This is a genomic window from Cellulomonas hominis (assembly GCF_014201095.1).
GTDB classification, from domain to species: Bacteria; Actinomycetota; Actinomycetes; order Actinomycetales; family Cellulomonadaceae; genus Cellulomonas; species Cellulomonas hominis.
The window spans coordinates 2176641-2201503 of sequence record NZ_JACHDN010000001.1 but is presented as its reverse complement, the minus strand read 5'-3'; the positions used below and the strand labels follow the sequence as shown (position 1 = coordinate 2201503).

The following is a 24863-nucleotide window of genomic DNA, read 5'->3' as shown; positions in this document are numbered from 1 at the left end:
TCCACGGATCGTCAGGCCGTGGCTGGGCACCGCCGGGCTGAGGCAGCCTCGGCACGGGACGCCGCACGGGCGTCCCGGACGACGCAGGAGCAGCCCATGCCACGGAGCCACGACCTCACGATCCCCGACCTCACCGGGCGGCGCGCCCTCGTCACGGGCGCCAGCGACGGCGTGGGCCTCGTCATCGCGACCCGGCTCGCCGCGGCCGGGGCGCAGGTCCTGATGCCGGTCCGCAACCCGCGCAAGGGCGCCGCCGCCGCGGAGACGATCCGCGCCCGCCACCCCGCGGCCCGCCTGGAGCTGCACGACCTCGACCTGTCCTCGCTGGCCTCCGTCGCCGCCCTCGGCGAGAAGCTGCGCGCGGACGGCGAGCCGATCCACGTGCTGGTCAACAACGCCGGCGTGATGACCCCGCCCGAGCGGCAGACCACCGCCGACGGGTTCGAGCTGCAGCTCGGCACGAACCACCTGGGGCACGTCGCGCTCACCGCGCACCTGCTGCCCCTGCTGCGGGCCGGCCGGGCGCGCGTCACCTCCCAGGCGAGCGTCGCCGCGCGCCGCGGGTCGGTGCACTGGGACGACCTGAACGGGGAGCGCGGGTACGACGGCATGCGCGCCTACCGGCAGTCGAAGATCGCGGTCGGCCTGTTCGCCCTGGAGCTGGCGCGCCGGAGCCGCGCCGCCGGGTGGGGCATCACCAGCACCCTGTCCCACCCCGGTGTCGCCCCGACCAGCCTGCTCGCCGCGCGGCCCGAGGTCGGGCGGGCGCAGGACACCCGGGAGATCCGCCTGATCCGGTGGCTCTCCGCGCACGGGCTGGCCGGGACGCCGGAGAGCGCGGCGCTGCCGGCGCTGCTCGCCGCGACCTCGCCGGACGCCCGCGACGGGGCGTTCTTCGGACCGGGCGGGCCCGGGGGTGCGGCCGGGGCGCCCGCGGAGCTGCGGCCGTGGCGGCCGCTGCGGTCCGCGCAGGACGCGGCGCGGCTGTGGGAGGTGTCGCTGCGGATGACCGGGGTCGCGTTCGGCTGAGGCGCGGCCGGGCGGTCGCGCGGTCGGGCCTGGACATCACACCTAGACGGACTGCCGGCGGACCGGCGGGCACGCGACGCGCACGGTCTCGACGTCGCCCTCCAGGCCGAGGAGCACGCGGACTCCCGCCGCGCCGAGCTCGTAGTGCGGCAGAGCCACCGTGGACAGCGGCGGGCGCATGTGGGCGGCGATGACGTCCTGGTTGTCGAACCCGACCACCGCGATGTCGGCCGGGATCTGCAGCCCGTTCTCGCGCAGACCGTCGTACAGGCCCATCGCGACCCGGTCGTTGTGGCAGAACACCGCGGTCGCGCCGGACGCGAGGACCCCCGGCGTGGCCGCGTAGCCGCCTTCCTGCTCCGGCACGGCGGGCAGCACCAGCCGTTCGTCGAAGGCGATCCCGGCGCTCTCGAGCGCCGTCCGGTAGCCCGCGAGCCGCCCGGACTGCGCGGGCGAGGGCGTCGTCGTGTTCAGGAACGCGATGCGACGGTGCCCGGCCGCGAGCAGCTCCTCGGTCGCGGTGCGCCCGCCCTGCTCCTCGTCCGGGACGACGGCCGGCAGGCCGCTGCCGTCGGCGAAGCAGTCGACCAGGACGGTGTCGGTCTGGTGCAGCGCCTCGGGGACGGCGATCTCCCGGTGGAACCAGGTCGAGTACAGGATCCCGAGCACCTGGTGCTCGAGCATCATGGCGATGGCGTCGTTCTCGACCCCCGGGTTGCCCTCGGTGTTCGCGACCAGGAGCACGTAGCCGTGCTTCCACGCCTCGTCCTGCGCGCCGTGGATGATCTGACCGGCGAACGGCGTCGTCGCGATCGCGTCGGCGACCAGGCCGATGAACCGCGACGACCCCTGCGACAGGGTCTTGGCCAGCGCGTTCGGGCGGTAGCCGAGCTCGGCGACCGCGTCCTGGACCCGCTTGCGCGTGTCGTCGCCGATCCGCGCGCCCGGCTTGTCGTTGACGACGTGGGACACCGTCGCCACCGACACCCCCGCCGCCTTCGCGACGTCCCGCATCGTGACGGGGTGACCGCCCCTGCCCTGGTCGGTGCCGCTCATCCCTTGACTGCTCCGCTCTCCAGACCCTGGATCATCGCCTTGTTCAGGACGAGGAACACCAGCAGCAGCGGCGTGACCGTGACGCACACGGCCGCGAACGTCGCCGTCCAGTCGGTGTTCCCCATCGCCCCGATGTAGTTCTGCAGGCCGAGCGGGATCGTCTTGAGCCCGTCGGACAGCACGAAGGTGTTGGCGAAGATGAAATCGTTCCAGATGAAGATGCTGTTCACGAGCACGACGGTGATGATCGTGTTCGTCGAGAGCCGCAGCGTGATCTGGCTGAAGATCCGGTAGGGGCCGGCGCCGTCCAGCGAGGCGGCCTCGTACGTCTCGCGGGGGATGTACTCGTAGAACGACGAGAACAGGTAGACCGCCATCGGCAGCGCGAACGCGGCCAGCGGGACGATCATCGACAGGTGCGTGTCCAGCAGGCCGACCTGCGAGTAGTCGATGAACAGCGGCACGAGCGAGATCTGCACGGGGACGACGATGCCCATGAGGAACACCGCCCGCACCAGGCCGCTGAGCCGGAAGCCCAGGACCTGCAGGGCGTACGCCGCCATCATGCCCGCCACGACGATCAGCACGCTCGCGCCGATCGTGACGATGAAGCTGTTGGTGACGTTCACCCAGAGGTTGCCGGTCGCGAAGGCACGGCTGTAGTTCTCGAGCGTGAACGAGGACGGCAGCGCGAACGGGTTGCCGCCCGCGAAGTCGGCCGCGGTGCGGAAGCTGGTCAGGAGCAGCCACACCAGCGGGTAGACCTGCACGAGCACGATGACGGCGATCGTCACGGTGAGCAGGGTGCGGTGCGCCCGCAGCCGGGTCGCGGGGCCGGGCCGGCGCCGGGCCGGTCGCGGGTTCGCGTGCGGGCTCGTCGCGACCGGAGAGGTCAGCACGGAGGTCACTTGTCGTCCCCTCGACGCAGGAGCAGGAAGATCAGGCCGACGGCGACGAGGCACTCGATCACGATGAAGACCGAGATGGCGCTGGCGTACCCGTAGTCGGTGTGCACGAAAGCGGTCTTGTACATGTAGGTCGTCAGGAGCTCGGACGCCTGACCCGGCCCGCCGTTGGTGAGCAGGTACGGGATGTCGAACCCGCGCAGCGCGTAGGTCGTCGCCATGACCGTCGTGGTGATCCACACCGGGCGGATGTACGGGAACCGGATGCGCCAGAAGACCTGCCACCAGGAGGCGCCGTCCAGGCGGGCGGCCTCCTCGAGCTCGCGGGGCACGGCGATCAGCGCCGCGTAGACGATGAGCATGTACAGGCCGGTGAAGCGCCAGCCCTCGGGGACCGAGACCGCCGCGAGCACGGTGCTCACGTTCGACAGCCACGCGGTCTGCAGGTGCTCCAGCCCGACCCACCCGAGCAGCTGGTTGATCAGACCGAGCGGCTCGAGCGAGTAGAGCCGCTGGAACAGCAGGGCGATGGCGACGGTCGAGATCACCGCGGGCAGCAGGTAGAGGGTCTTGATGAGCTCGCGCGCCCGCGGGATCGCCGTGAGCAGGCTCGCGACGACCAGGGCGCCGCCGAGCTGGAGCACGAGGCAGATGGCGAGATAGCCGATCGCGTTGCCGAACGCCGTCCAGAACACGTCGTCGCGGGTGAGCATCTTGACGTAGTTGTCGAGACCGACGAAGCGCATGTCGCTGATGCCGTCCCAGCGGAACAGGCTCAGGACGAGCGACTGCCCGATCGGCAGCAGCACGGCGAACCCGTACAGCAGCAACGGCGGGACGAGGAACACGGCCACGGAGAGGGCCGAGCGCCGCGGCAGCATCGACGCCGACATGGGCATCCCCCGCCGCCGGGGCGGGCGCGGACGTGCCGCGCCCGCCCGCCGGGTCACGGTCGCGTCAGTCACCGAGGTTCTCCGCCAGCGAGGCGTCCATCGTGGTGGTGAACTCCTCGGGCGTGATGTCGCCCTGGACGAGGAGCGTCAGCTCCTGCTGCAGCCGGGTGTTGGTCGCCGGGTCGAGCTGGGTGTCCCATGGCACGGCGATCTCGCTGCCGACGCTCTCGGCCTGCTCGACCGCCTTGGTGTACAGCGGGGTCGCGTCGTCGGGGACCGTGGTCGCCACGGTCGTGGTCGGCGACAGCGCACCGCTCGCGGCGTAGACCTCGGGGTAGCGCTCCAGCGCGAAGGCGAGGAAGTCACGCACGAGCGGGTCGTAGGTCGTGGCGTTGACCGCCATGCCGATCCCGGAGGTGGTCACGAACTCGTTCCCGTCGGTGACGGCGCCGTCGGTCGTCGGCAGCGTGAAGAAGTCGACGGCGTCCCGGACACCCTCGTCGAGCGCGTCGGTCGCGAGGTTCGCGAGCTCCCAGGTGCCGATGTTGTAGACCGCAGCCTTGCCCGAGGTGAACAGGGCCTGCGCGTCGGCGTACCCGGTCGAGGAGAACCCGTCCTGGAAGCAGCCCGCCCGGCCCAGGTCGTACAGCCACTGCGCCGCCGCCTGCCCGGCCGGGTCGGAGAACGTCGCGTCGCCGGTCGCGACGGCACGGACGTAGTCCGGCCCCGCCTGCCGGAACGGGTAGTACGACCAGTACCGCTCGAGCGGCCACTGGTCCTGCCCGTCGAGGGCGATCGGCGTGACACCCTCGGCGCGCAGGGCCTGGCACATCGCCGGGAAGTCGTCGAGCGTCGCGGGCACGGCGATCCCCGCCTGCGTGAACAGCTCCGTGTTGTACCAGAAGTACTCGCTGGAGTACTCGAACGGGACCATGTGGAGCGCGCCGTCGGGGAACCGCTGGTAGTTGAGCGCCGCCTCCCGGTACGTCCCGGTCAGGCCGAGGTCGTCGAGGAGCGCCCCGACGTCCACCATGCGGCCCTGGTCGGCGAGCTTCTGCGCGAACGGCGTCGCGTCGGTGTCGAAGAGCTCGGGGAGCTTGTTCGCCGCGGCGAGCGTCTCGTACTTCTGGATGTACGAGGGCCGGTCCGGGGTCGTGATCAGGTTCAGGGAGAAGCCGGGGTGGTCCTCGGCGTACTCGTCGGCGATCTGCTGCATGGCCGTGATGACCCCGCCGTCGGCCGGACGGGACAGCAGCCAGGAGATCTCGCGGGGGACGACGTCCCCGGCGGGGTCGACGTCCGTCGGGTCGGCCGAGCCGGCGGCCCCGGAGCAGGCGGTGAGGGTGAGGGCGACGGACACGAGTGCCGCGGTGAGGGCGCCGCGGCGCCGGGAGGTGCTGACCATGTCGAGATCTCCGTTGATCGTGGGTGAAGGGGTGGGGGGTGGGGTGTCAGACGGTGACCGCTGCGCGGAGGTCACCCCGCGGATCGGCCGGGTCGAGGGGTTCGCTGCGGGACTGCGCCGTGAGCTCGAGGACCGTCACGGTGCCCTCGCCGACGAAGGCGCCGAGGCGGCCGGTGCGGTGGTCGTAGACGCGTGCGCTCAGGACGGTGGCGTCGTCGAGCGTCGCGACCAGGAGCTCGCCGGCGAGGATGACCTCGAGGGTGTGCTCGCCGGGCTCGATCGCGCACGGGCGCTCGAGCTCGACAGCGAACGGGACGTCGCCGGAGATCTGCCACTGCTCGGTGCCGGTCGCCCGGCGCGGCCACCGGTCGAGCACGAGGCGACGACGTCTCGGCTCGAGCCGCAGCACGTAGCCCTCGTCGCCGTCCTCGCTCGCGCGCAGGAGCAGCCCGCACTCGGTGGTGCCGTCCGGCACGTCGAACCGTGCCACCACGCGCACCTCGTCGGTGGTGTCCACGGCGGTGATCGCCGCCCGGTACCCGTCCGGGGCGCTCAGGACGGTCCCGCCCGGAAGAGCGGGGACCGGCCCGCCGAACGTCTCGCGGAGCTCGGCGGCCGGGTGGAAGGCGAGCGTCCCGTCGGGCCGTTGGGTCGCCTCGAGCACCGAGAGCGTCCCGGCCCACTGCCACGCGCCGTCGTCGGTCGCGCCCTCGCGCGAGGCGATCCAGCCGAAGAAGAACCGCCTCCCGTCGCGGGCCGCCGACTTCGCCGCGTAGTAGGCGCGTCCGTCGAGCGTGTCGTGCTCCGGGGCGGCCCACGGGCCGTGCAGGCTGCGCGACATGCGGTAGCGGGTGGTGAAGGCGTCGCTGAACTCGGAGTACACCAGGTACCACCAGCCGTTCCACTCGAACACCTCGGGGCACTCGTGCGCGAGGTACCGGCGGGGATCCCAGAAGGGCTCCGCCGGCTCCCACGTCGACAGGTCGCGCGAGACGCACTGGGCGATCACGCCGCGGCGCCGCCGGGGGCCGGTCGCGTGGCGGGCGGTGACGAGCATCCGCCACACACCCGCCTCCTCGTCGCGGAACACGAACGGGTCCCGCCAGTCCCCGGTCTCGTACCCGGCGGTCGCACCGAAGGTGTCCGCCGGGTGCCGCTGCCAGGACCGCATGCCGTCGCTGCTCGTCGCGTGCAGCACGAGCTGCAGCGGGCGGCCGTCCGGCCCCGTGCGGGTCGGGTTCTGCCCCGTGTAGAACGCGTGGTGGGTCCCGTCGGCGGCCCGCACGATGCTGCCCGTGTAGACGTTGAAGTCCGGCGCCCCGGCCCCGGCCGAGCCGATCGCCTCGCCCGCCTCGTCGAAGTCGACGAGCCCGGTGGTCACGACCCGGTGCCAGGGCATGCCCTCGCGCGGCTCGCGGCGCGTCTCGTGCAGGTAGAAGAGGTGGAAGACCCCGTCCTCTTCCCAGGGGATGACATCGCCCACCCATGCGGCCGGCGGCGTGTAGAACCCACGGTGGCTCATCGATACCTCGTCGTCGTGGTTAATCGGTTGACCACAACGTAACAGCACCGAAGCACGCTGGTCAATCGGTTAACCAAGCGCGGAGTGCAGCTCCTCGCGCGTGGGCGGGTCCGCGCCCGGCCGGGACACGGTGACCGCCGCGGCCGCCGCCGCCCAGGCCGCCGCCCGCCGCAGCGCCGGCACCTCGAGGGCCGTGAGCCGCGCGCGGGCGCCCGGGCCGCGCGCCCCCGCGCCGACCAGGGCGTCGACCAGCGCGCCGGTGAAGGTGTCGCCGGCGCCGATCGTGTCGGCGACCTCGACCCGCGGGGCAGGCACGCGCACCTCGTCGATCCCGGCCGGGGTCCGTCGCAGCAGGACGCTCCCGTCCCCGCCGAGCGTCACCACGACGAGCACCGGGCCCCGGGTCCCCGCGAGCCAGGGGGTCGCCGCGTCCACGGGGTCGGTCCCGGGGTGGTACCACTCGACGTCCTCGGCGGACACCTTGACCACGTCGACCCACGCCATCAGGCGCTCGACCCGCTCGCGCGTGCGCTCGACGTCGGGCGTGACGGCGGGCCGGGCGTTCGGGTCGAACGTCACGAGCGCGCGGCCGTGCGCCGCACGCACGGCCGCCTCGACCGTGGTGGCGCCGGGGTCGAGGACCGTGGCGACGGAGCCGACGTGCACCGCCGCGGGCGACGGACCGGCACCGGCACGGGCGCCGAGGCCGACGGCGTCCAGGGCGCGCACCGGCAGGTCCCAGGTCAGGTCGAACCGGTAGCGGGCCGACCGGTCCGGCTGCAGCACGACCTCCGCGACGGACGTCCGCCCGTCGGCGGGGACGTCGGCGTGGACGGTCACCCCCGAGCCGGTCAGCCACCGGCGCACGTCGTCGCCCCGGCCGTCGTGGCCGAGCGTGGTCAGGAGGTGCGCGGCGCGCCCCAGCCGCGCGAGGGTCACCGCCACGTTCGCAGGGCTCCCGCCGGGCAGCTCGCGGCGGCGACCGCCCTCGGCCGGGAGGACGTCGACCAGCGCCTCGCCCAGCACCACGACCCGCTCAGCCACGGCGATCCCCCGCGGGCTCGCCGGCACGGACCGCGAGGGTCCCCCGGCCGTCCTCGACGAACACCTCGGCGCGGACCGGGGGGCCGCCGTGGATGCGAGCCGTCAGGACGTCGTCGTCGCCGACCTGGACCAGGACGACGTCCCGCTCCCACGCGGTGCGGAGCACGGTCGCGGCGTCGTCACGGGGAGCGGACGGTCGCACGTGCAGCGGTCGCTGCCACGCCGCCCGGCTCCCCCGGTCGAGCACGACCTCCTGCCGCACCAGGTCGACGGCGACGTCGTAGTCCTCGTCGCGGCCGATCAGGCGCAGGCCGACGCGAGCCGTCGGCTGCTCGGGCCGGAAGGAGACCGTCACCGCCCCGGTCGGGGCCACCGGGCCGAGCGAACCGGTGGCGCGGCCGCTCTCGCAGCCGACCCGCCAGCTGCCGCCGCCCGCCACCGACCAGCAACCACGGCCGGCGGTGAGGGCGACCGGCTCGGAGTCCGGTCCGGATCCGGCCAGCCGCGTGCCGAGCGACCCGTCCGCACGCTGCACCAGCTCGTGGACGACCAGGGACCCGCCCCACTGCCAGTCGCCGGAGTCCTCGCCGCCGGCGCGGGTCGGGCACCACCCGACCAGCAGCCGCCGGCCACGCAGGCCGGCGGTCCGCGCCGCGTACAGCCCGTCGTCGTCCAGAGCGTCGTCGCCGTGCCCGCGGACCACCTGCGGCGCGAGCCACGGCCCCTCGGGCGAGCGGGCCATCCGGTAGCGGGTGACCTGCCGGTCGTCGAAGGTCGAGTACACGAGGTACCACCAGTCGCCCATCGCGAACACGTCCGGGCACTCGTGCATCGTGAACAGCCCCGGGTCCCAGAGCGGCTCCACCTCGTGCCAGCTCAGCAGGTCGTCCGACCGGAGCTGCACGACCAGGCCCGACCGTCGCCGCTCGCCGCGGGTGGCGTCGCCCGGCAGCCGGTGCCGGCCGGCGAGCACCATCCGCCACCCCTCGGCGTCACGCCAGACGAAGGGATCGCGCCAGTCGTGGCGGTCGTACCGCGACTCGTCGGACCCGAGCCAGAAGCCGGGGTCCTTGACCCAGGTGATCAGGTCCGCGCTGGTCGCGTGCAGCACCGCCTGGTTGCGGGGGCCGTCCGGGCCGTCGTACCGGGAGAAGCCGGTCGTGAACGCGTGGAAGAGACCGTCGTCGTCCTGGACGACGGACCCGGTCGCGACCGACGGGTCCTGCTCGTCGGCACCGCCCCGGCCGATCGCCTCGCCGTGGTCGGTCCAGGTGACCAGGTCGTCGGTCGCCACGTGGTACCAGGCCGTGGTGTTCGGGGCCTCGTCGTCCACCGGGGTGCGCAGGTAGAACACGTGCAGCACGTCGTCGTGGACGTACGGGATGACGTCACCCGCGCGCCCGCGCGGCGGGTTCCACACCGCGGTGCTCACAGCGGACCCTCGACGGTCCTCGGCTCCGGGAACGCCTCGCCGAGACGCCACGCCCGGGCGGCCACGACCTCCCCACCCGCGGACGCGGACAGGCGCAGGCCGGTGGCGTCGGGCCGCGTGGGGTAGACCCGTGCCGAGAGCGGGACGCCGGCGACGAACACCTCGACCGCGGACCGGTCGACGAGCACGCGCAGGTCGAGCACCCCCGAGGCGTCGACCCGGACGCCACCACGGAGGGCGACGACGTCGAGCGTGGGGTCCAGGCTCGACGCCGACCGGTCCAGCAGCACCTCGGCGACATCCCCCCGGCGGGTGATGCTCAGCACCGTCCGCTCCGCACCGTCCGGGGTCGCGAGCAGCTCGACGTCGACGCGGCCGCCGTCGGGCAGCACGAGGTCGGCCACGACGTCCACCTGGTCGGCCCGCGCGGCGCCGCCGGGGAGCGGCACGGGATCTCCCCGCAGCAGCTCCACCTCCGGAACCGGGCGGGCGTGCAGCCGGCCCTCGCGGTCGAGCGTGAGCTCGCGCGGCAGCGTCATGACGCCGGACCACCCGGCCGCGACGCACGCGCCGTCGGAGCGGGCCTCCTGCATCCAGCCGTAGATGACGCGCCGCCCGCCCGCGCGGTCGTCGGTGAACGACTGCGGGGCGTAGAAGTGCCGGCGGCCGAGGTCCAGCAACCGCGCCGGGGCCTCGGGGACGAACCGGTCGCCGTCGCGCCGGCCCACCAGGTACATCGGGTGGAGGGTGCGGCCGTGGTCCCAGGCCGAGAACACCAGGACCGTGCGCACCCCGCCGTCGGGGGCGGGCAGGTCGAACAGGTCGACGCACTCCCACATGGTGCCGGTCCACGCGTGGTTGTCCGCGTCGAGCACCGCCTCGTCGGGCCGGTCCGCCGCGTCGCCGGTGACCATCGGCCCGAGGTAGTCCCAGGTGCGCAGGTCGTCCGACGCGTAGTGCAGCGCGGTGCCGCCGAGACCGACGACGCCGGAGCCGATCAGCATGTGCCAGCGGCCCTGCTCCCGCCACACGGCGTGGTCACGGAACGCTGTGGTCTCCAGGCCGGCGGGCGGGCCCGCCACGACCGGGTTGGCCGCCTCCCGCCGCCAGGTGCGCAGATCCGGGGACCCGACCGCCAGGCACGCCGACTCGGCACCGTCGCGTCGCCCGGAGTACACGAGCGTGGGCGTGCCGTCGTCGTCGACCAGGACCCCGGACCAGCAGCCGTCCTCGTCCGCGCCGGCCTCGGGCGCGAGCGCGATGGGCTCGTCCCGCCAGTGCACCAGGTCCGCCGAGGTCAGGTGGCCCCAGTGGATCGCGTGGTGGACCGGGGCATCGGGGTTGTACTGGTAGAAGAGGTGGTAGGTGTCGTCGCGGACGCCCACGCCGTTCGGGTCGTTCAACCAGCCCCCGGGTGCGGTGACGTGCGCGCGCGGGCGCAGGTGGTCGCGGGCGGCCTCGGCCACGAGCGCGGCCCGTCGGGTCGTCGCGTCGTCGTGCGTGCCCGGGGCGGGCAGGGCCGGCGTCACGGGTGCGGCGTCGGTCTCGGTGCGGATGGTCACCGCGGTCCTCCGGTCGTGGTCGGTGTGGCGTCGGCGGGCACGCGCAGGCGGACCCAGTGGCCGCCGCCGAGGTCGTTGCGGACGAGAGCCGTGTTCGGCGCGGGCTGGTCCGCCGTGCCCCGCGGGCCGTACATCGCGATCTGGACCGCGGCGCGCAGCTCGGCGCGCTCGTCGGGCCCCAGCGACCGGCGCCGGCGCGGGTCGGGCACGGCCGACACGAGCAGCCGGGTGTAGGGGTGGGTGGGCGAGGCCATCACGTCGAGGGAGTCGCCGCCCTCGACGAGGTGGCCCTGGTACATCACGAGGGTCCGGTCCGCCACGTACCGCGCGGACGCCAGGTCGTGCGTGATGTACAGGATCGAGATGCCGCGTTCGTCGCACAGCCGGCGCATGAGGTTGAGCACGCCGATCCGCACGGACACGTCGAGCATCGAGGTGGGCTCGTCCGCCAGGATCACCGACGGTTCGACCGCCAGTGCCCGCGCGATCGCGACACGCTGCCGCTGCCCGCCCGAGAGCTGGTGCGGGTGGACGTCGAGCATGTCGGCGGTGAGACCGACGTCGCTCATCAGCTCGCGCATCCCCGCCCGCAGCCCGGGGCCGGAGGCCTTGCCGTGGATGACGAGCGGACGCTCGAGGAAGTGCGACACCCGGTGCACGGGGTTCAGCGACCCGAACGGGTCCTGGAACACCATCTGCACCTGGCCGCGGTACGCACGGCTCGCTCGCCGGGGCTCGGCGGCCAGCACGTCCCGCCCGCCGAGCAGGACCGACCCCGAGGTGGGGCGCTCCAGCCGCGCCAGGATCCGGGCGACGGTGCTCTTGCCGGAGCCGGACTCGCCGACCAGCGCGACCACCTCGCCGTGCCCGAGATCGAACGAGACGTCCCTCAGCGCGTGCACGACCCGGCGGGAGAACAGCCCGCCCTGCGGGAAGTCCTTGACCAGGTCGCGCACGGAGAGCGCGGCCGACCGCGCGGTCGGGGTCGTGGCGGTCATCGTGCGGCTCCTTCGGTGCGCCGGTGCCCGGTTCCGTCCACGGGGGCGACCCAGCGCCCCGGGCTCACCTCGGCCAGATCCGGGATGTTCCTGGGGTCGAACCCGAGCGCGCCGCCGCCGGCGGTGCGCTCACCGAGTCCCGTCAGATGGACCCGCGGACCGGTGATGGGCGGGAACGCACCCATCAGGGCTGCGGTGTACGGGTGCAGCGGTTCGTCGAGGATCTGGTCGGACGGGCCGCTCTCGACGATCCGGCCCGAGTGCATGACGGCCATCCGGTGCGACATCTCCACCATCAGGGAGATGTCGTGGGTGATGAACAGGACCGCGAAGCCGCGGTCGGCCTGCAGCGACTGGATCTGCTGCATGATCTCCTGCTGCACGACGACGTCCAGCGCCGTGGTGGGCTCGTCGAGGATGAGGAGCTGCGGGTCCAGCGTCAGGGCGATCGCGATCACGACGCGCTGGCGCATCCCGCCCGAGAGCTGGTGCGGGTAGGAATCCAGCCGGTCGGCCGGGATGCCCACGAGCTCGAGCAGCTCGACGGCGCGGTCGCGTGCGGCGCGCCGGTCGAGGCGGCCGTGCGCGGTGTAGACGTCGACGATCTGGTCGCCGACGGTCATCACCGGGTTCAGGGAGTTCATCGCGGACTGGAAGACCATCGCGATCTCGCTCCACCGGAACCTCCGCAGCTCCTCGCCGCGCAGCGCGAGCACGTCCTGGTCGCGGAAGGTGACGGTGCCACCGGTGATCTGCGCCGGAGGGCGCAGCAGGCGCATGATCGCGTTCGCGACGGTGGACTTCCCGCTGCCGGACTCGCCGGCCAGGCCGAGCACCTCCCCGGGCGCGATGGTCAGGCTCACGTCGTCGGCGCCGAGGATGTCGCGCCCCTCTCCGCCGTAGCGGACGGAGAGGTGGTCGACCCGGAGCAGCGGCCCGGTATCGACGTGGGGGTGCGTGGACATGGGTCAGCCCTTCCTGCCGCGCAGCCGAGGGTTCGTGACCTCGTCGACCGCGTAGTTGACCATCGCGAGGGCGAAGGCCACGACGGCGATGCAGGCACCCGAGGGCACGAAGGCCCACCAGGCACCGGTCATCAGCGCGCCGTCGTTGCTCGCCCAGTAGAGGTTGGTGCCCCAGCTCACGACGCTGACGTCCCCGAGGCCGAGGAACTCCAGCCCCGCCTGGGCGCCGATCGCGCCGATGACGCAGGCCAGGAACGTGCTCATCACGATCGAGGCCATGTTCGGGACGATCTCGCGGAACATGATCCGCAGCGGGCGCTCGCCGGTGACGACCGCGGCGGCGACGAAGTCCTTCGCGCGGATCGACAGCGCCTGCGAGCGCAGGACCCGCGCCGAGCCGGCCCAGCCCGTGATGATCAGGACCAGGACGACCGTCCCCGGTCCCGGCGGGAGGAACGCGGCGAGCACCACGAGCAGCGGCAGGCTGGGCAGGAGCAGGAAGATGTTCGTGACGACCGACAGGGAGTCGTCGACCGCCCGGCCGAAGTACGCGGACGCCACGCCGACGAGCATCCCCAGCAGCGTGGCCGCGGTGCCCACCAGGAAGCCGATGGCCAGGGACGAGCGGGCTCCCCACATCGTCAGCGCGAGCACGTCCTGGCCCTTGGCGGTGGTGCCGAGCAGGTGCTCGGCGCTCGGCGGCTGGGACGGGATCGCGCTGATCAGCGCGGGGTCGCCCGGTGCGAGGACGGGCGCGAGCAGCGCGATCGCGGCGAACAGCGCGAGGACGGTCAGGCCGGACGCGGCCTTCCGGTTGCGCAGGACCTGACGCAGCTGGCGGCCGCGCACGGGTCGCGGCAGAGCCTCGGCGGTGTGCGCGGGGTCGGTGAGCTCCGGGGTCTCCGGGGACACGCCCGGTTGCAGGATGGCCATCAGGACTCCCCTCAGGACACGCGCACGCGCGGGTCGAGCCGGACGTAGACGATGTCGACCACGAAGTTCGCCAGCAGCACGGCGGCGGTGATCGTGAGGAAGATGCCCTGCATCAGGGGGTAGTCCAGGCCCTGCACGGCGGACAGCAGCTGGTACCCGACGCCGGGGTAGGCGAACACGACCTCGGTCAGCAGCGCGCCGCCGACGACGAAGCCGAGCGACAGGCCGAAGGACGTCACCGAGGGCAGCAGGGCGTTGCGGGCGGCGTAGCGGAACATGATCCGGCCGTGGGACAGGCCCTTCGCCTCGGCCATCGTGATGTAGTCCTCGGCGGTGGTGGCGATCATCGTGTTGCGCATGCCCAGCATCCAGCCGCCGATCGAGACGAGCACGATCGTGAGCGCCGGCAGGACGAGGTGGGTGGCGACGTCGCCGATGAACTCGCCGGTGAAGCCGGGCGTGGTACCGGCGGTGAACGCGTGCCGGACCGGGAGCCAGCCGAGGGTGATGCCGAACAGGTACAGCGCGCCCATCGCGAGCCAGAAGTACGGGAACGAGCCGACGAACACGAGCAGCGGCGGGAACACCGAGTCGAGGAGGCCGCCGCGACGCCAGGCCGCGAGGATGCCGAGGAGGTTGCCGAGCACGACCGCGATCAGCAGGGCGGTCCCCCCGAGGAGGATCGTCCACCCGATCTGCGTGCCGATGACCTCGACGACCGGGGTCGGGAACCGGGAGATCGACACTCCCATGTTCCCGGTGAACATGTCGCCGATGTACGAGAGGTACTGCTGCCACATCGGACGCTGGTCGAGGCCGAACAACCGGCGGAGCTGGTCGATCTGCTCCGGCTGCATCGAGTCCTGCATCCGCGCGAACATCCGCGAGACGGGGTCACCGGGCATGAGCCTCGGCAGGAGGAAGTTGAGCGTGATCGACGCCCAGAAGGCGACGACGTAGAAGCCCAGTCGGCGCAGGACGTAGGACATGGCGGATCCTTGGCGGTGGGGGGCGGCTGACCCGCGCCGGGCCGCTCGGGGCGGCCCGGCGCGGGAACAGGGGTCAGTCGACGACGGGCTCGAGCGTGGTCAGGACCAGCACCGTCGTGGGCGCGCGGACGTTGAGGGTCGCGTACGGGTCGTCCTCGGTCGGCCAGCCGGTGAACCGGACGTCGGTGTACGCGCCCCACTCCGGTCCCGGGAACAGCGGGATGACCGGGGCGTTGTCGGCGTAGAGCTCCTGGAGCCGGTCGACGATCGCGTGCTGGGCGGTGGTGTCGCTCGTGGCCGCGAACTGCGCCAGCAGCGTGTCGGCCTCGGGCAGCCCGAACCGGTGGTAGTTCTCGAAGGTCTTCTCGCCGACCGCCTTGACCGTCTCGGTCGACATGACGCCGCGGAAGAACTGGTACGGGGTGGGCGCGTTGTTGGCCCACACGATGCCGGAGTCGAAGGTCCCGTCCTCGTAGGAGGACGTCACGGTCGCCCAGTCGGGGGCGTCGACCGTCACCTCGACGCCGATGTCCTTCATGTTCTGGGCGATGATGTTGCCGACCGACAGCCAGTCGGACGAGGTCGAGCCCACCGAGAACGTGAACGCGAACGGCGAGCCGTCGGGCAGGGTGCGCATCCCGTCGGCGCCCTTCGGGTACCCGGCCTCGTCGAGGAGCGCGTTGGCGGCGTCCACGTCGCGGGCGGTCCAGTCGCAGGCGTCCACGACGTCGGCGGACTTCCACGACTCGTAGGCGTCGGTGAGCCCGGTGCAGTCGGCGGGGTGGGTGTACCCCGACATCCCGATGTCCGCGACCTGCTCGCGGTCGACCGCCAGGCTCAGGGCCTGGCGGACGGCGACGTCGTCGAACGGCGCCTTGGTGGTGTTGAGCTGCCAGTTGATGATCGAGCCGGTGGCGGGGAACCAGTAGTGGTTGTGGTCGGGGTTCTTCGCGACGAACGCGTCCTCGATGTTCGGGATGTACTGCGGGGCCCAGTCCACGTCCCCGTTGGCGGCGGCGAGGTTCGCGCCGTCGTTGCCGGCGAACGCGAGCATCCGGACCCCGGCGATCTGCGTCTCGCCCCAGTAGTGCGGGTTCGGCATCAGGTCGAACGACTGGGACTGGAAGTTCGCGACCTCGGTGAACGGTCCGGTGCCGACCGGCTCGGAGTTGGTGTCCTTGGCCGGGTCCGCGACCGCCGACCAGATGTGGTCGGGCAGCAGCACCTGCTGGCCGATCTCGTACAGCGCCGGCGAGTACGCGCGGTCGAAGACGAACCGCACGGTGTGGTCGTCGACGGCCGTGACCTCGGTGAGGTACTCGAAGCCGCCCATGAGCTCCTTCTGGAGCGCGAACGTCGTGATGACGTCCTGCGGCACGAGGGGCTCCCCGTCCGACCACTGCACGCCGTCGCGCAGCGTGAAGTCGATGCTGGCCCCGTCGTCGGAGACCGTCCACTCGCTGGCCAGCCAGGGCGTCGTCGACTGGTCGGCCGGGTTGTACACGAGCATCGACTCGTAGATCGCCTGCTGCGTCAGCGGCGCCACGTTCGGCGAGAACGGGTTGAAGTTCCGGGTGAACGTCCCCATGTCCTCGCGGGGGATCGTCAGCAGCTGGTTGCCGTCGGCGGCCGCGCCGCCGTCGCCGCCACCAGTGCTGGTGCAGGCGGTCAGGCTCAGGGCGGCGGCGACCGCGACGGCCGCGAACCGGGTGAGCGTGCGTGTCCTCATGTGTGTGCCTTGCCTCTCTTCACCATCGAAGGTGGGTGGGGGTCCGGGGAGGAGCGGGGGTCAGGCGGAGGCCCGCTCGACGAGCGGGCAGTGGGTCAGCAAGGGCGCGAACGCGCCGGAGGCGGAGGGGCTCTCGGTGAGCATCTGCACGGCTCGGGCTCCCATCTCCTCGAAGGGCAGCGCCACCGTGGTCAGGCCCGGCCGCAGGTAGCCGGCGATGATCTCCTGGTTGTCGAAGCCGACCAGGCCGACGTCGTGCCCGATGCGCAGCCCGCGCTCCTTGACGGCGTCGTACGCACCCATGGCCATGCGGTCGTTGCCGCAGAAGATCCCGGTCGGTGGCTCGGGGAGCGCGAGCAGCTCGTGCGCGCGGGCGTATCCGCCCTCCGCGTCGGCGTACCCCGGCACGACGAGGGTCTCGTCGGGCTCGATCCCGGCCTCGAGCAGAGCGCGCTCGTAGCCCTCGCGGCGACCCACGGTGGCGGGGATCTCCGGGTCGAGCGCGATGAACGCGATCCGGCGGTGCCCGGCATCGATCAGCCGCCGGGTGGCGTCGTAGCCGCCCTGGGCCTCGTCCGGCACGATCGACGGGTAGCGCCCCTCGACGTCGAAGCAGTTGACCAGGACGGTGGGCACCTCTCCGGCCCCCGCAGGCGGCGTCACCGCACGGTGCCACGTGGTCGCGTAGAGGATCCCCTCGACGCGACGCTCGAGCATCGTCTCGACGGCGGCGTCCTCGACCTGCCGGTCGCGCTCCGCGGAGACGATGAGCAGGAGCTTGCCGTCCTTCCACGCCTGCTCCTGGGCGCCCTTGATGATGGCGCCGGCGAACGGCGCGGTCGCGATCTCCGTGACCAGACCGATCAGGTGCGTCCGCTGCGACGCGAGCGACTTCGCCGCGGCGTTCGGGCGGTACCCGAGCTCGCGAACGGCCTCGAGCACCCGCCGCCGGGTCTCGGCCGGGATGTTCGCCCCGGGCCGATCGGACAGGACGAACGACACCGTGGTCCGGGAGACCCCGACCCGATCGGCGACGTCCCCCATCGTGACGTGCCGCTGATTCTTGTCAGTCATCGTCGACTCTCTGGTCACTCGCGTTAGTAACGCGCGTTAGTGGGTAGCATGGACATTTTTAGCGAGCGCGCACGGCGCTGTCAAACACGAGCCACCACGAACGCCGCCAGGGCGAGGACCCCGGACCAGGACGTCCTCCGGCTCACCGGCAGCCTCCGTCCCGTGGGTCGGGGCACGGCGCCGCCCACGCCGGCCGCCGACGCGCGCGAGGGGCGCGTTCCACCCCCTGACCGCGGCGGCCCCCTCGAGTCGTCGCCCGCCTACCCTCCCCGGCATCACCACGATCACCCCCCCTCGCCCGCGCCGACCACGACGACTGGCGCACGCTGTGGGGCGGCTACCTGGCCTTCTCCGAGACGACGGTCGACGAGCGCATCACCGCGGGGACCTTCGCGCGCCCCGTGACACCGGCTGGCGACCTCCGGGGCGCGATCGCCCGGGACGCGGAGGGGACCGCGGTCGGGCTCGTGCACTGGCTGACCGCTCACGGCGGAGACCAACACCGCGGCGCGGGCCCTCGACGACCGGGTGGGCACGCTGTCGGGGGTGGTCCACTACGAGATCCGGCTCGGGGACGCGGAGCGCACCCCGGGCTCCGGTGCCTGAAGGGCGCATCGGCGAGAATCGGGTCATGAGCGACCCCACCACCACGCCGGTCCCCGGCCGGTACCGGCACTTCAAGGGCAACCTCTACGAGGTGCTCGGCGTCGCCCGGCACTCGGAGACCGGCGAGGAGATGGTGGTCTACCGCGCCCTGTACGGCGAGCTCGGGCTGTGGGTGCGTCCGGTGTCGATGTTCGTCGAGACCGTCGAGCACGACGGCCGGCGCGTGCCGCGGTTCACGCCGATCACGGAGTGACTCTTGCGGCCCGGCCGCTCGAGCCGGCGACCGCCGGCGGCGGCTCCACCGGTACCGACACGGCCGTCGGGACGGCGACCGCCGTCCAGCCGCCGAGGACGCGGAGAAGCACTTCGGGTGGATCGGAGGGTTCCTCTCCGTCGACATGGTGTCGACCCTCGGGGCTCACACCTCGGCGAACCGACCGAGCGCGAAGTCGCCCACCGTCGGAGCACCGCGTCCGCGACGCCGGCAACCAGAGGACCTCGACCCGACGCGGCCCGGCGGGACCCGGACCTCGGCCAGCCCCGGTCAGCCCCGGGCGGCCGACGTCCGCACCGCGCCCAGCAACCCCAGGCCCACGCTGATCCGGTCGCCCACCTCGATCAGGTCCTCGGTGATCGCGGTCAGGTCCCGGTCGCGCAGCACCGACATCCCCCCGGAGATGGACAGTGCGGCGACCACGGATCCGGCGGCGTTCCTGATCGGCACCGCCACGCAGAACCGGCCCAGCGCCAGCTCCTGGTCCTCGAAGCACCAGCCCCGGCCCGCGGACGTGCACAGGTCGGCGGTGAGCGCGTCGTGGTCGGTGAGCGTCCGGTCGGTGTAGCGCTCCAGGTCGCCGAGCAGGTCCTCGCGTTCGGCCTGGGTGAGGTCGAGCAGCAGCGCCTTGCCCAGGGCGGAGGCGTGCAGCGGTTGGGCCATCCCGATCATGGTGTGCGACTTCCGGGTCAGCGACCCCTCGAAGTGGCACAGGTAGACGGCGTGGTCACGGTCCCGGACGGCGACGTTCGCGGTGAGCCCGGTGCGGTGCGCGAGCTCCTGGGCGGCGGCGCGGGACTCGCGGTGCACCGGGTCGTGGTTGAGGCCCTGGCTGGCGAGCAGGAGCACAGCGGTGCCGATCCGGTACTCCTGGCTGACCGGGTCGCGCCGGACGTAGTCGAGTCCCTCCAGCGTGGCGAGCAGCCGGCTGGTGGTCGACGGCCCGAGTCCGATCGCCCGGCCGATGTCCGAGGCTCGCAGGGCACCGGTCTCCGCCGACCCGAGGGCACGCAGCACCAGCGCTGCCCGCTCGATGCTCTGGTTCGGCGGCGTGTTCGGCGGCATGGCAGTCAGTGTGGCAGTCAGTGCACCTTGACGGCGCACACGGTGACCGCCGGCGACCCCTGGGTGGCGGTGACCACCAGACGCAGGGCGCTGGTCACCGTGGGCTCGAGGGTGTGCACCCGGTGGCGGTGCCGGTTGCCGGACTCCTCGGCCACGACGGTCCATCGACCGTCGACCAGCGCCTCGATCCGGTAGTCCCGCACCAGGTCGGGCACCGCGTCCCAGTGGGTGCGGTGGTGGTGCAGGTTGATCAGGTCGGCGTCCACGTCGTCGTTGAGCACCAGGTCGACCTCGGTGACGGTGACCGGCTCGGGCCAGGTGAGGTCGAGGGTCACCGGACCGTGCTCCAGCGCCCCGGGTGCGGAGGACCACAGGTGCGGGCCGCCGAAGGGTCGCTGGTAGCCGTCCACCACGCGGTGCGCGCGCCAGGCGGAGGAGGCCGCGTCGACGCTGAAGGCGAACGAGCGTCCGCGCAGCGTCCGGGCGTCCCAGTCGGTGACGGGCTGGTCCTGCTCGTCCGGGATGTGGTCGTCGAAGGCGGCGTCCCCGGCGTGCTTGGCCCGCATGATCTGCACCCCGTACGGGTGCCCGAGCGTCAGCGGCAGCCGGACACCGGGCGCGGCGCGCAGGACCAGGACCACGTTCTCGGTGCCCCGGTGGTCCAGGTCGAGCACCGTCTCCCCCGCACCGGCCGGGACCTGCCCGGTGAGCGAGCGCAGGTGGCGGACGGGGACGTAGTTCTGCGGTCGGCCGGTGGACCAGAGCTCGGCGCGCAGGGAGGTCGCGGCGTCGGAGTCGGTGCGCAGGCGCAGGGTGTCCACCGCCGGGTCGACCGGCAGCACGATCGCCACGTCCCGGTCCAGGTGGAAGCTGCCGTCCACCGGGTAGGGCAGCGTGCTGAGCGCGGTGAGCTCGCTGCTCGCGGTGATCGCTGCCCGGGGTGCGAGGTCGGTGGGGTCGTCGGCACGAACGCCGATCAGCGGTGCGTCGGCGCGGATCAGGGTCTGCTGCAGCAACCGGGTGTGCTCGGGTTCGGTCCCGAGCTGCCGCGGGGTCAGGCCGCGGGAGCTGATCAGGTGGGCGGCGGTGCCGGCCGCCTGGCCCTGGGTGCAGCAGGTGGCCATCACCCGGGTCGAGCCGAAGGCGATGTGCGACGCGGAGATGTCCCGTCCGGCGAACAGCAGGTTGGTGACGTTCACCGAGTAGAGGCTGCGGAACGGGATGTCGTAGGTGCCGTTGGTGTACCGCTGCTGCGCACCGGCCTTCTCCGCGTAGACGCCCTCGACCGGGTGCAGGTCGATGGACCAGCCGCCGTAGGCCACCGCATCGGGGAAGCTGCGCTGGTCCAGCAGGTCGTGCTGGGTCAGGGTGTGGTCACCGACGAACCGGCGGTACTCGCGCTTGCCCGGGATCGCACCCACCCAGTCCAGGGTCAGGGTGTCGGCCTCGAAGCTGCCGGAGTTCTTGATGTGGTCCCAGATGCCGTAGACCACGCTCCACAGCTCGTCCCGGATCCGTTCGTTGTCGGCCACGGTGTCGAGCTCGCCGCCCCACTCGATCCACCAGTAGCTGCAGCCGTTGTCGCCGGTGCGGATCGCGCGGTTGGCGAGGATCGGAGTGCTGGCGATGTCCCGGGCGATGCTCGGCGGCACGAACTTCTCCGGCTTCCCGGTGTCGTGGGTGGAGAAGAAGATCGAGGAGCCGAGCAGCTCGTCGTCGTCGGTGTCCGGCGCCCACGGTTCGTCGTACCGCGCCCGGCCCTCGCGTCCGATCCGGTGCTCGGCGCCGGCGAGCGCGCCGATCAGACCGTCACCGGTGCAGTCGAGGAACACCGGCGCGGTGAAGGTCGTCTCGATCTCCGAGCCCATCGTCCAGCCGGTGACCGACGCGATCCGGCTCGGGTCCGCGGGGTCCATCGCCACGGTGCGCACGTCGGTGTTCAGGTGCAGGGACACGTTCGGCTCCGCCCGCACCAGGTCGAGCACCACCTGGTCCCAGTAGATGGCATTGCCCTGCGGGTTGCGGAACTGGTTCTCCAGGAACAGCTCGCCCATGATCCCGGTCTCCCGGGCGAACCTCTGGGTGCCGTGCGCGGTGGCACCGACCACCCAGACCCGGATCTCGCTGGACGAGTTCCCGCCCAGCACCGGGCGGTTGGTGATCAGGGCGACCCGGGAACCCAGCCGGGCGGCGGACACGGCGGCGGCGGTGCCGGCCAGACCTCCGCCGATGACGACGACGTCGAACGCTGCGCTGGCTGACTGCATGCGGCGAGGCTATACCCATTCAGCGGCATCTTGTTACCGCACAGTGGTACTCCGATGCCGGACAGTGCTACGTTGCCGCCAACGTCAACCACACCACGACGAAGTGAGGACCCGATGTCGACCGACGTGACCAGCCCACCCCTGAGCGATCAGGACCGACAGAGCCGGATGCGGAAGGTGATCCTCACCGCCGGCGCCGGGCACTTCGTGGAGTGGTTCGACTTCGGCCTGTACGGCACGCTCGCCACCGTCATCTCGATGCACTTCTTCCGCGAGGGAGACCCGCAGGCGGCGATGCTCTCCACCTTCGCGATCTTCGGTGCCGGGTTCATCATGCGGCCGCTCGGTGGCCTGTTCTGGGGGTCGATGGGCGACCGGATCGGCCGCAAGACCACCCTGGCGTCGGTGATCCTGCTGACCAGCGGCGCGACCTTCGTCATGGGACTGCTGCCCACCTACCAGTCGGTGGGCCTGCTCGCCCCGGCGCTCCTGGTGATCGTGCGACTGGTCCAGGGGTTCGCCGCCGGCGGCGAGAGCTCCGGCGCGACCGCCCTGCTCGCCGAGTACGCCCCCAGCAACCGGCGCGGCTTCGTCACCAGCTTCATCGACGTCTTCGGGTTCGCGGCGTTCATCGTCGGCGGCGGGCTGGTCTTCCTGGTCACGGCCCTCGCGGGTGAGGACGTGCTGAACGGGTGGGCGTGGCGGGTGCTGTTCATGCTCGCGCTGCCGCTGGGCCTGATCGGGCTGTACCTGCGGACCAAGCTGGAGGACACCCCGGAGTTCCAGGCCGCCAAGGCCTCGGGCGACACCGTGACGAACCCGCTGCGGCAGTCGATCACCAAGGGCTGGAAGGCGCTGCTGTTCTGCGTCGGCTTCGTGGTGATCAAGGCGGTCGGGCACTGGATCCTGCAGACCTTCATGCCGAGCTACCTCAAGCAGGACCTCGGGTACAGCGCCACCGTGGCCTACGGCGCCACCGTGATCGGCTTCATCGTGATCGCGGCCCTGGTGCCCGTGTTCGGGCTGCTCTCCGACCGGATCGGCCGTCGCCCGGTGATGATCTTCGGCTGCGCCGGCTTCGTGCTGTTCAGCTACCCGACGCTGATGCTGATGGGCTCCGGGCACTTCTGGGCCGCCACGCTGGCGATGGCCCTGCTCGGCATCTTCATGGCCGCCTACGACGGGGCCATGAACGCCGCGATGGCCGAGCTGTTCCCGACCAACATCCGCTACGGCGGCATGTCCATCGCGTACAACATCTCGGTGGCGGTCTTCGGCGGGATCACCCCGGCCTTCGCCGCATTCCTGATCAGCCGCACCGGCAACAACCTCGCCCCGGCGTTCTACGTGATGGCGGCCGCCGCGATCACCCTGGTCGTCGTGCTCCGTGCCCGGGAGACCGCCCGGGAGCCCCTGACCCGCAGCTGAGGCGCGCCCGCCTGACGGCTCGGACGGGGGAGCCGTCAGGCGGGGCGTGCGAGCCGGAGGTGCATGGCTTCAACCCGGCCCGTGCAGGTCCGGGTGATCGGCAACAGCCGCCTGGAAGCGGCGGGCCGGCACGTCAGCGTCGAGGCGAACGCAGGTGACGCGGTGCTCGGCCGCGACGCCTTGGTGTTCGCCGGCGACCAGGTCTGCGCGTGCGACGGCGAGGGTGGACTGCGTCGCGGTCGGTTCGTGCGCGACCATCAATCGCAACGTCGACACCGCGGCCGACCGGGCGGTCTGGGCACCGCAGGGGACGATGTGGGTCGCCTCGCCGGCCACCGACGGCACCTGCATCGCCTGCCCGGCCGAGCACGGCCCAGTCGGCTTCACCCTGACCGCCCATGAGGGCCGGCGACTGGTGGCCGCCGATGAGCTCCTAGCGACTTGTCCTCCCAGGCAACCGGAGCCGCCGGGGGGACGATGACCGCCCCGCCCGGCATGGTGTTCGGGTCGAGCACCCCGTGGCAGCAGGTCGACGGGTCGAATCAGTCGGCCGTGGTCTACGGCAAGGACCACTGCCCGACGTGCACCGCCACCGAGCGGGAGCTGAACAAGGTCGGTGCGCCTCACGTCAAGGTCAACCTCGCCGAGCTCGACCCGCAGGAGTACGCGCAGGTCACCTCCGGGCACCTGCAGGCGCCGGTGGTCGTGCCGCCTGCGGGCGAGTCCTGGTCCGCGCACCGCCCCACGCTCATCGGCGAGATGCCCGCCCTGACCGAGCCCGGGCCGTCGCTGTGATCGCCATGGCCACCGGGCCCGCGCTCAGCGCTCGGCAGACCGCACGCACAGCGCTGGCGATCGCCCTCGCCGGCGTCGCGGTGTTCCCGCTCGCGCACGGCTCGACCCAGCCGCTGGAGCCGGTCGGCGTCCGCGAGGCCACGCACGACCTGGCGCAGGTGCCACGAGTGGTGGACTCGCGCAACGGCGGCGAACATCGGCCTGCCGACCGGCCCGGGCGGGTTCGACGTCGTGGACACCGACACCTACCCCGGCGGCAGCGGGTTCGCCGCCTACCGCCTGCTCAAGGACGACGGGCTGCTGGACGGCTGGGCGATGAAGGTCGCCACCCGAACGACGGGCTGCACATCTACTTCCCGGCCCGCCCCGACGGCAAGCGCGACCGCGCGTGGCCGCACGTCGGCGTCGACTTCAGCGGAGAGGGCGGCTACGTCGCCGCCCCGCCGTCGGCGGTGCTGCGCGACGACGGGTCCGCGGGCGGGTACACCGTCCTCGAGCGCCGCGAGCAGGGGTGGGGGTACGTCGACGCCGCAGCGATCGCCGAGCTGCTGCCCGCACCGGCGCGCCAGAGCACGGACAACCACTTCGCGGCGCGGGTCGCCGGCATTGCCCACCGCGTCCGCGACGCCGACCCAGGACAGCGCGCGGCACTGCTGTCCTGGGCCACCCGCACCTGCCTGGAGATGGGCGCCGACCTGGCTCCCGTCATCGAGGCCGCCGTCGACGCCGGACTCGACTCCCGCCAGATCAACCAGACGGTGGCCGCCGCGACCGACCGGTTCCAGGGCGACGTCGACCACACGCCGGCACCCGTGCCCGCGCCGGTCGCCGCGGTCGGGGAGGTCGCGGGGCCGTGACGACACCGACCACGCCGGCACCCGAGGACCGGCTG

At 72.6% G+C, this 24863-nt stretch carries 22 protein-coding genes; 5 read left to right on the top strand and 17 right to left on the bottom strand.

Features of this window, described 5'->3' with window-relative positions; genetic code table 11:
• The first annotated feature begins 96 nt into the window (after window positions 1-96).
• Window positions 97-1029, top strand: coding sequence for an SDR family oxidoreductase (locus HNR08_RS10300; RefSeq protein ID WP_183834998.1), 933 nt, complete (start codon window positions 97-99; stop codon window positions 1027-1029).
• Between the two features lie 42 nt (window positions 1030-1071).
• On the opposite strand, the gene HNR08_RS10295 is transcribed toward HNR08_RS10300, so the two are convergent.
• From HNR08_RS10295 to HNR08_RS10230, 14 genes are all read right to left on the bottom strand, one after another.
• Complete coding sequence (locus HNR08_RS10295) at window positions 1072-2085, bottom strand: LacI family DNA-binding transcriptional regulator (RefSeq protein WP_146839011.1); 1014 nt, start codon at window positions 2083-2085, stop codon at window positions 1072-1074.
• Complete coding sequence (locus tag HNR08_RS10290) at window positions 2082-2993, bottom strand: carbohydrate ABC transporter permease (protein ID WP_246803110.1); 912 nt, start codon at window positions 2991-2993, stop codon at window positions 2082-2084. The genes HNR08_RS10295 and HNR08_RS10290 overlap by 4 nt, the downstream gene beginning before the upstream one ends.
• A complete protein-coding gene (locus tag HNR08_RS10285) occupies window positions 2990-3871 on the bottom strand; it encodes a carbohydrate ABC transporter permease (RefSeq protein ID WP_146839055.1) in 882 nt (293 codons plus the stop codon). The genes HNR08_RS10290 and HNR08_RS10285 overlap by 4 nt, the downstream gene beginning before the upstream one ends.
• 76 nt (window positions 3872-3947) lie before the next feature.
• On the bottom strand, window positions 3948-5288 hold the full coding sequence (locus tag HNR08_RS10280) for an ABC transporter substrate-binding protein (protein WP_146839013.1): 1341 nt from the start codon (window positions 5286-5288) through the stop codon (window positions 3948-3950).
• A gap of 46 nt (window positions 5289-5334) precedes the next feature.
• A complete protein-coding gene (locus tag HNR08_RS10275; protein WP_146839015.1) occupies window positions 5335-6810 on the bottom strand; it encodes a glycoside hydrolase family protein in 1476 nt (491 codons plus the stop codon).
• A 69-nt stretch (window positions 6811-6879) separates the two neighbouring features.
• On the bottom strand, window positions 6880-7854 hold the full coding sequence (locus HNR08_RS10270) for a PfkB family carbohydrate kinase (RefSeq protein WP_146839017.1): 975 nt from the start codon (window positions 7852-7854) through the stop codon (window positions 6880-6882).
• Window positions 7847-9286, bottom strand: coding sequence for a glycoside hydrolase family protein (locus tag HNR08_RS10265; RefSeq protein ID WP_183834996.1), 1440 nt, complete (start codon window positions 9284-9286; stop codon window positions 7847-7849). The genes HNR08_RS10270 and HNR08_RS10265 overlap by 8 nt, the downstream gene beginning before the upstream one ends.
• On the bottom strand, window positions 9283-10848 hold the full coding sequence (locus tag HNR08_RS10260; RefSeq protein WP_246803111.1) for a glycoside hydrolase family 32 protein: 1566 nt from the start codon (window positions 10846-10848) through the stop codon (window positions 9283-9285). The genes HNR08_RS10265 and HNR08_RS10260 overlap by 4 nt, the downstream gene beginning before the upstream one ends.
• Window positions 10845-11846 (bottom strand): ABC transporter ATP-binding protein, encoded by a 1002-nt coding sequence (locus HNR08_RS10255; protein ID WP_146839021.1) that lies wholly within the window; start codon window positions 11844-11846, stop codon window positions 10845-10847. The genes HNR08_RS10260 and HNR08_RS10255 overlap by 4 nt, the downstream gene beginning before the upstream one ends.
• Window positions 11843-12811, bottom strand: a complete 969-nt coding sequence (locus tag HNR08_RS10250) for an ABC transporter ATP-binding protein (protein ID WP_146839023.1) — start codon at window positions 12809-12811, stop codon at window positions 11843-11845. Before HNR08_RS10250 ends, HNR08_RS10255 begins: the two co-directional genes overlap by 4 nt.
• Window positions 12812-12814: 3 nt before the next feature.
• Complete coding sequence (locus HNR08_RS10245; RefSeq protein ID WP_146839025.1) at window positions 12815-13744, bottom strand: ABC transporter permease; 930 nt, start codon at window positions 13742-13744, stop codon at window positions 12815-12817.
• Between the two features lie 11 nt (window positions 13745-13755).
• Window positions 13756-14733: an ABC transporter permease gene (locus HNR08_RS10240; RefSeq protein ID WP_146839027.1), complete on the bottom strand. Its 978-nt coding sequence runs from the start codon at window positions 14731-14733 to the stop codon at window positions 13756-13758.
• A 73-nt stretch (window positions 14734-14806) separates the two neighbouring features.
• The gene (locus HNR08_RS10235) at window positions 14807-16462 is read right to left on the bottom strand and encodes an ABC transporter substrate-binding protein (RefSeq protein WP_146839029.1); all 1656 of its coding nucleotides are present in this window, start codon (window positions 16460-16462) and stop codon (window positions 14807-14809) included.
• A 60-nt stretch (window positions 16463-16522) separates the two neighbouring features.
• Complete coding sequence (locus tag HNR08_RS10230; RefSeq protein WP_146839031.1) at window positions 16523-17536, bottom strand: LacI family DNA-binding transcriptional regulator; 1014 nt, start codon at window positions 17534-17536, stop codon at window positions 16523-16525.
• A gap of 631 nt (window positions 17537-18167) precedes the next feature.
• On the opposite strand from HNR08_RS10230, the gene HNR08_RS10225 reads away from it, so the two are divergent.
• Window positions 18168-18395, top strand: coding sequence for a DUF1653 domain-containing protein (locus HNR08_RS10225; RefSeq protein WP_146839033.1), 228 nt, complete (start codon window positions 18168-18170; stop codon window positions 18393-18395).
• A 291-nt stretch (window positions 18396-18686) separates the two neighbouring features.
• Here HNR08_RS10225 and HNR08_RS10220 read toward each other — a convergent pair whose 3' ends face one another.
• Both HNR08_RS10220 and HNR08_RS10215 read right to left on the bottom strand, forming a co-directional pair.
• Window positions 18687-19481 (bottom strand): IclR family transcriptional regulator, encoded by a 795-nt coding sequence (locus HNR08_RS10220; RefSeq protein ID WP_146839035.1) that lies wholly within the window; start codon window positions 19479-19481, stop codon window positions 18687-18689.
• A gap of 17 nt (window positions 19482-19498) precedes the next feature.
• A complete protein-coding gene (locus HNR08_RS10215; protein ID WP_146839037.1) occupies window positions 19499-21748 on the bottom strand; it encodes an FAD-dependent oxidoreductase in 2250 nt (749 codons plus the stop codon).
• A gap of 177 nt (window positions 21749-21925) precedes the next feature.
• On the opposite strand from HNR08_RS10215, the gene HNR08_RS10210 reads away from it, so the two are divergent.
• Window positions 21926-23176, top strand: coding sequence for an MFS transporter (locus HNR08_RS10210; RefSeq protein ID WP_221286342.1), 1251 nt, complete (start codon window positions 21926-21928; stop codon window positions 23174-23176).
• A gap of 69 nt (window positions 23177-23245) precedes the next feature.
• On the opposite strand, the gene HNR08_RS10205 is transcribed toward HNR08_RS10210, so the two are convergent.
• Window positions 23246-23512, bottom strand: coding sequence for a hypothetical protein (locus tag HNR08_RS10205; protein WP_146839041.1), 267 nt, complete (start codon window positions 23510-23512; stop codon window positions 23246-23248).
• 141 nt (window positions 23513-23653) lie between these two features.
• Between HNR08_RS10205 and HNR08_RS21735 the strand changes: the two genes are divergently transcribed.
• Both HNR08_RS21735 and HNR08_RS10195 read left to right on the top strand, forming a co-directional pair.
• Window positions 23654-23971, top strand: a complete 318-nt coding sequence (locus HNR08_RS21735) for a thioredoxin domain-containing protein (RefSeq protein ID WP_246803112.1) — start codon at window positions 23654-23656, stop codon at window positions 23969-23971.
• A 5-nt stretch (window positions 23972-23976) separates the two neighbouring features.
• Window positions 23977-24828 carry a bifunctional DNA primase/polymerase gene (locus HNR08_RS10195; protein ID WP_146839043.1) on the top strand — a complete coding sequence of 284 codons (852 nt, stop codon included), beginning with the start codon at window positions 23977-23979 and terminating at the stop codon, window positions 24826-24828.
• The last annotated feature ends 35 nt before the right edge of the window (window positions 24829-24863 follow it).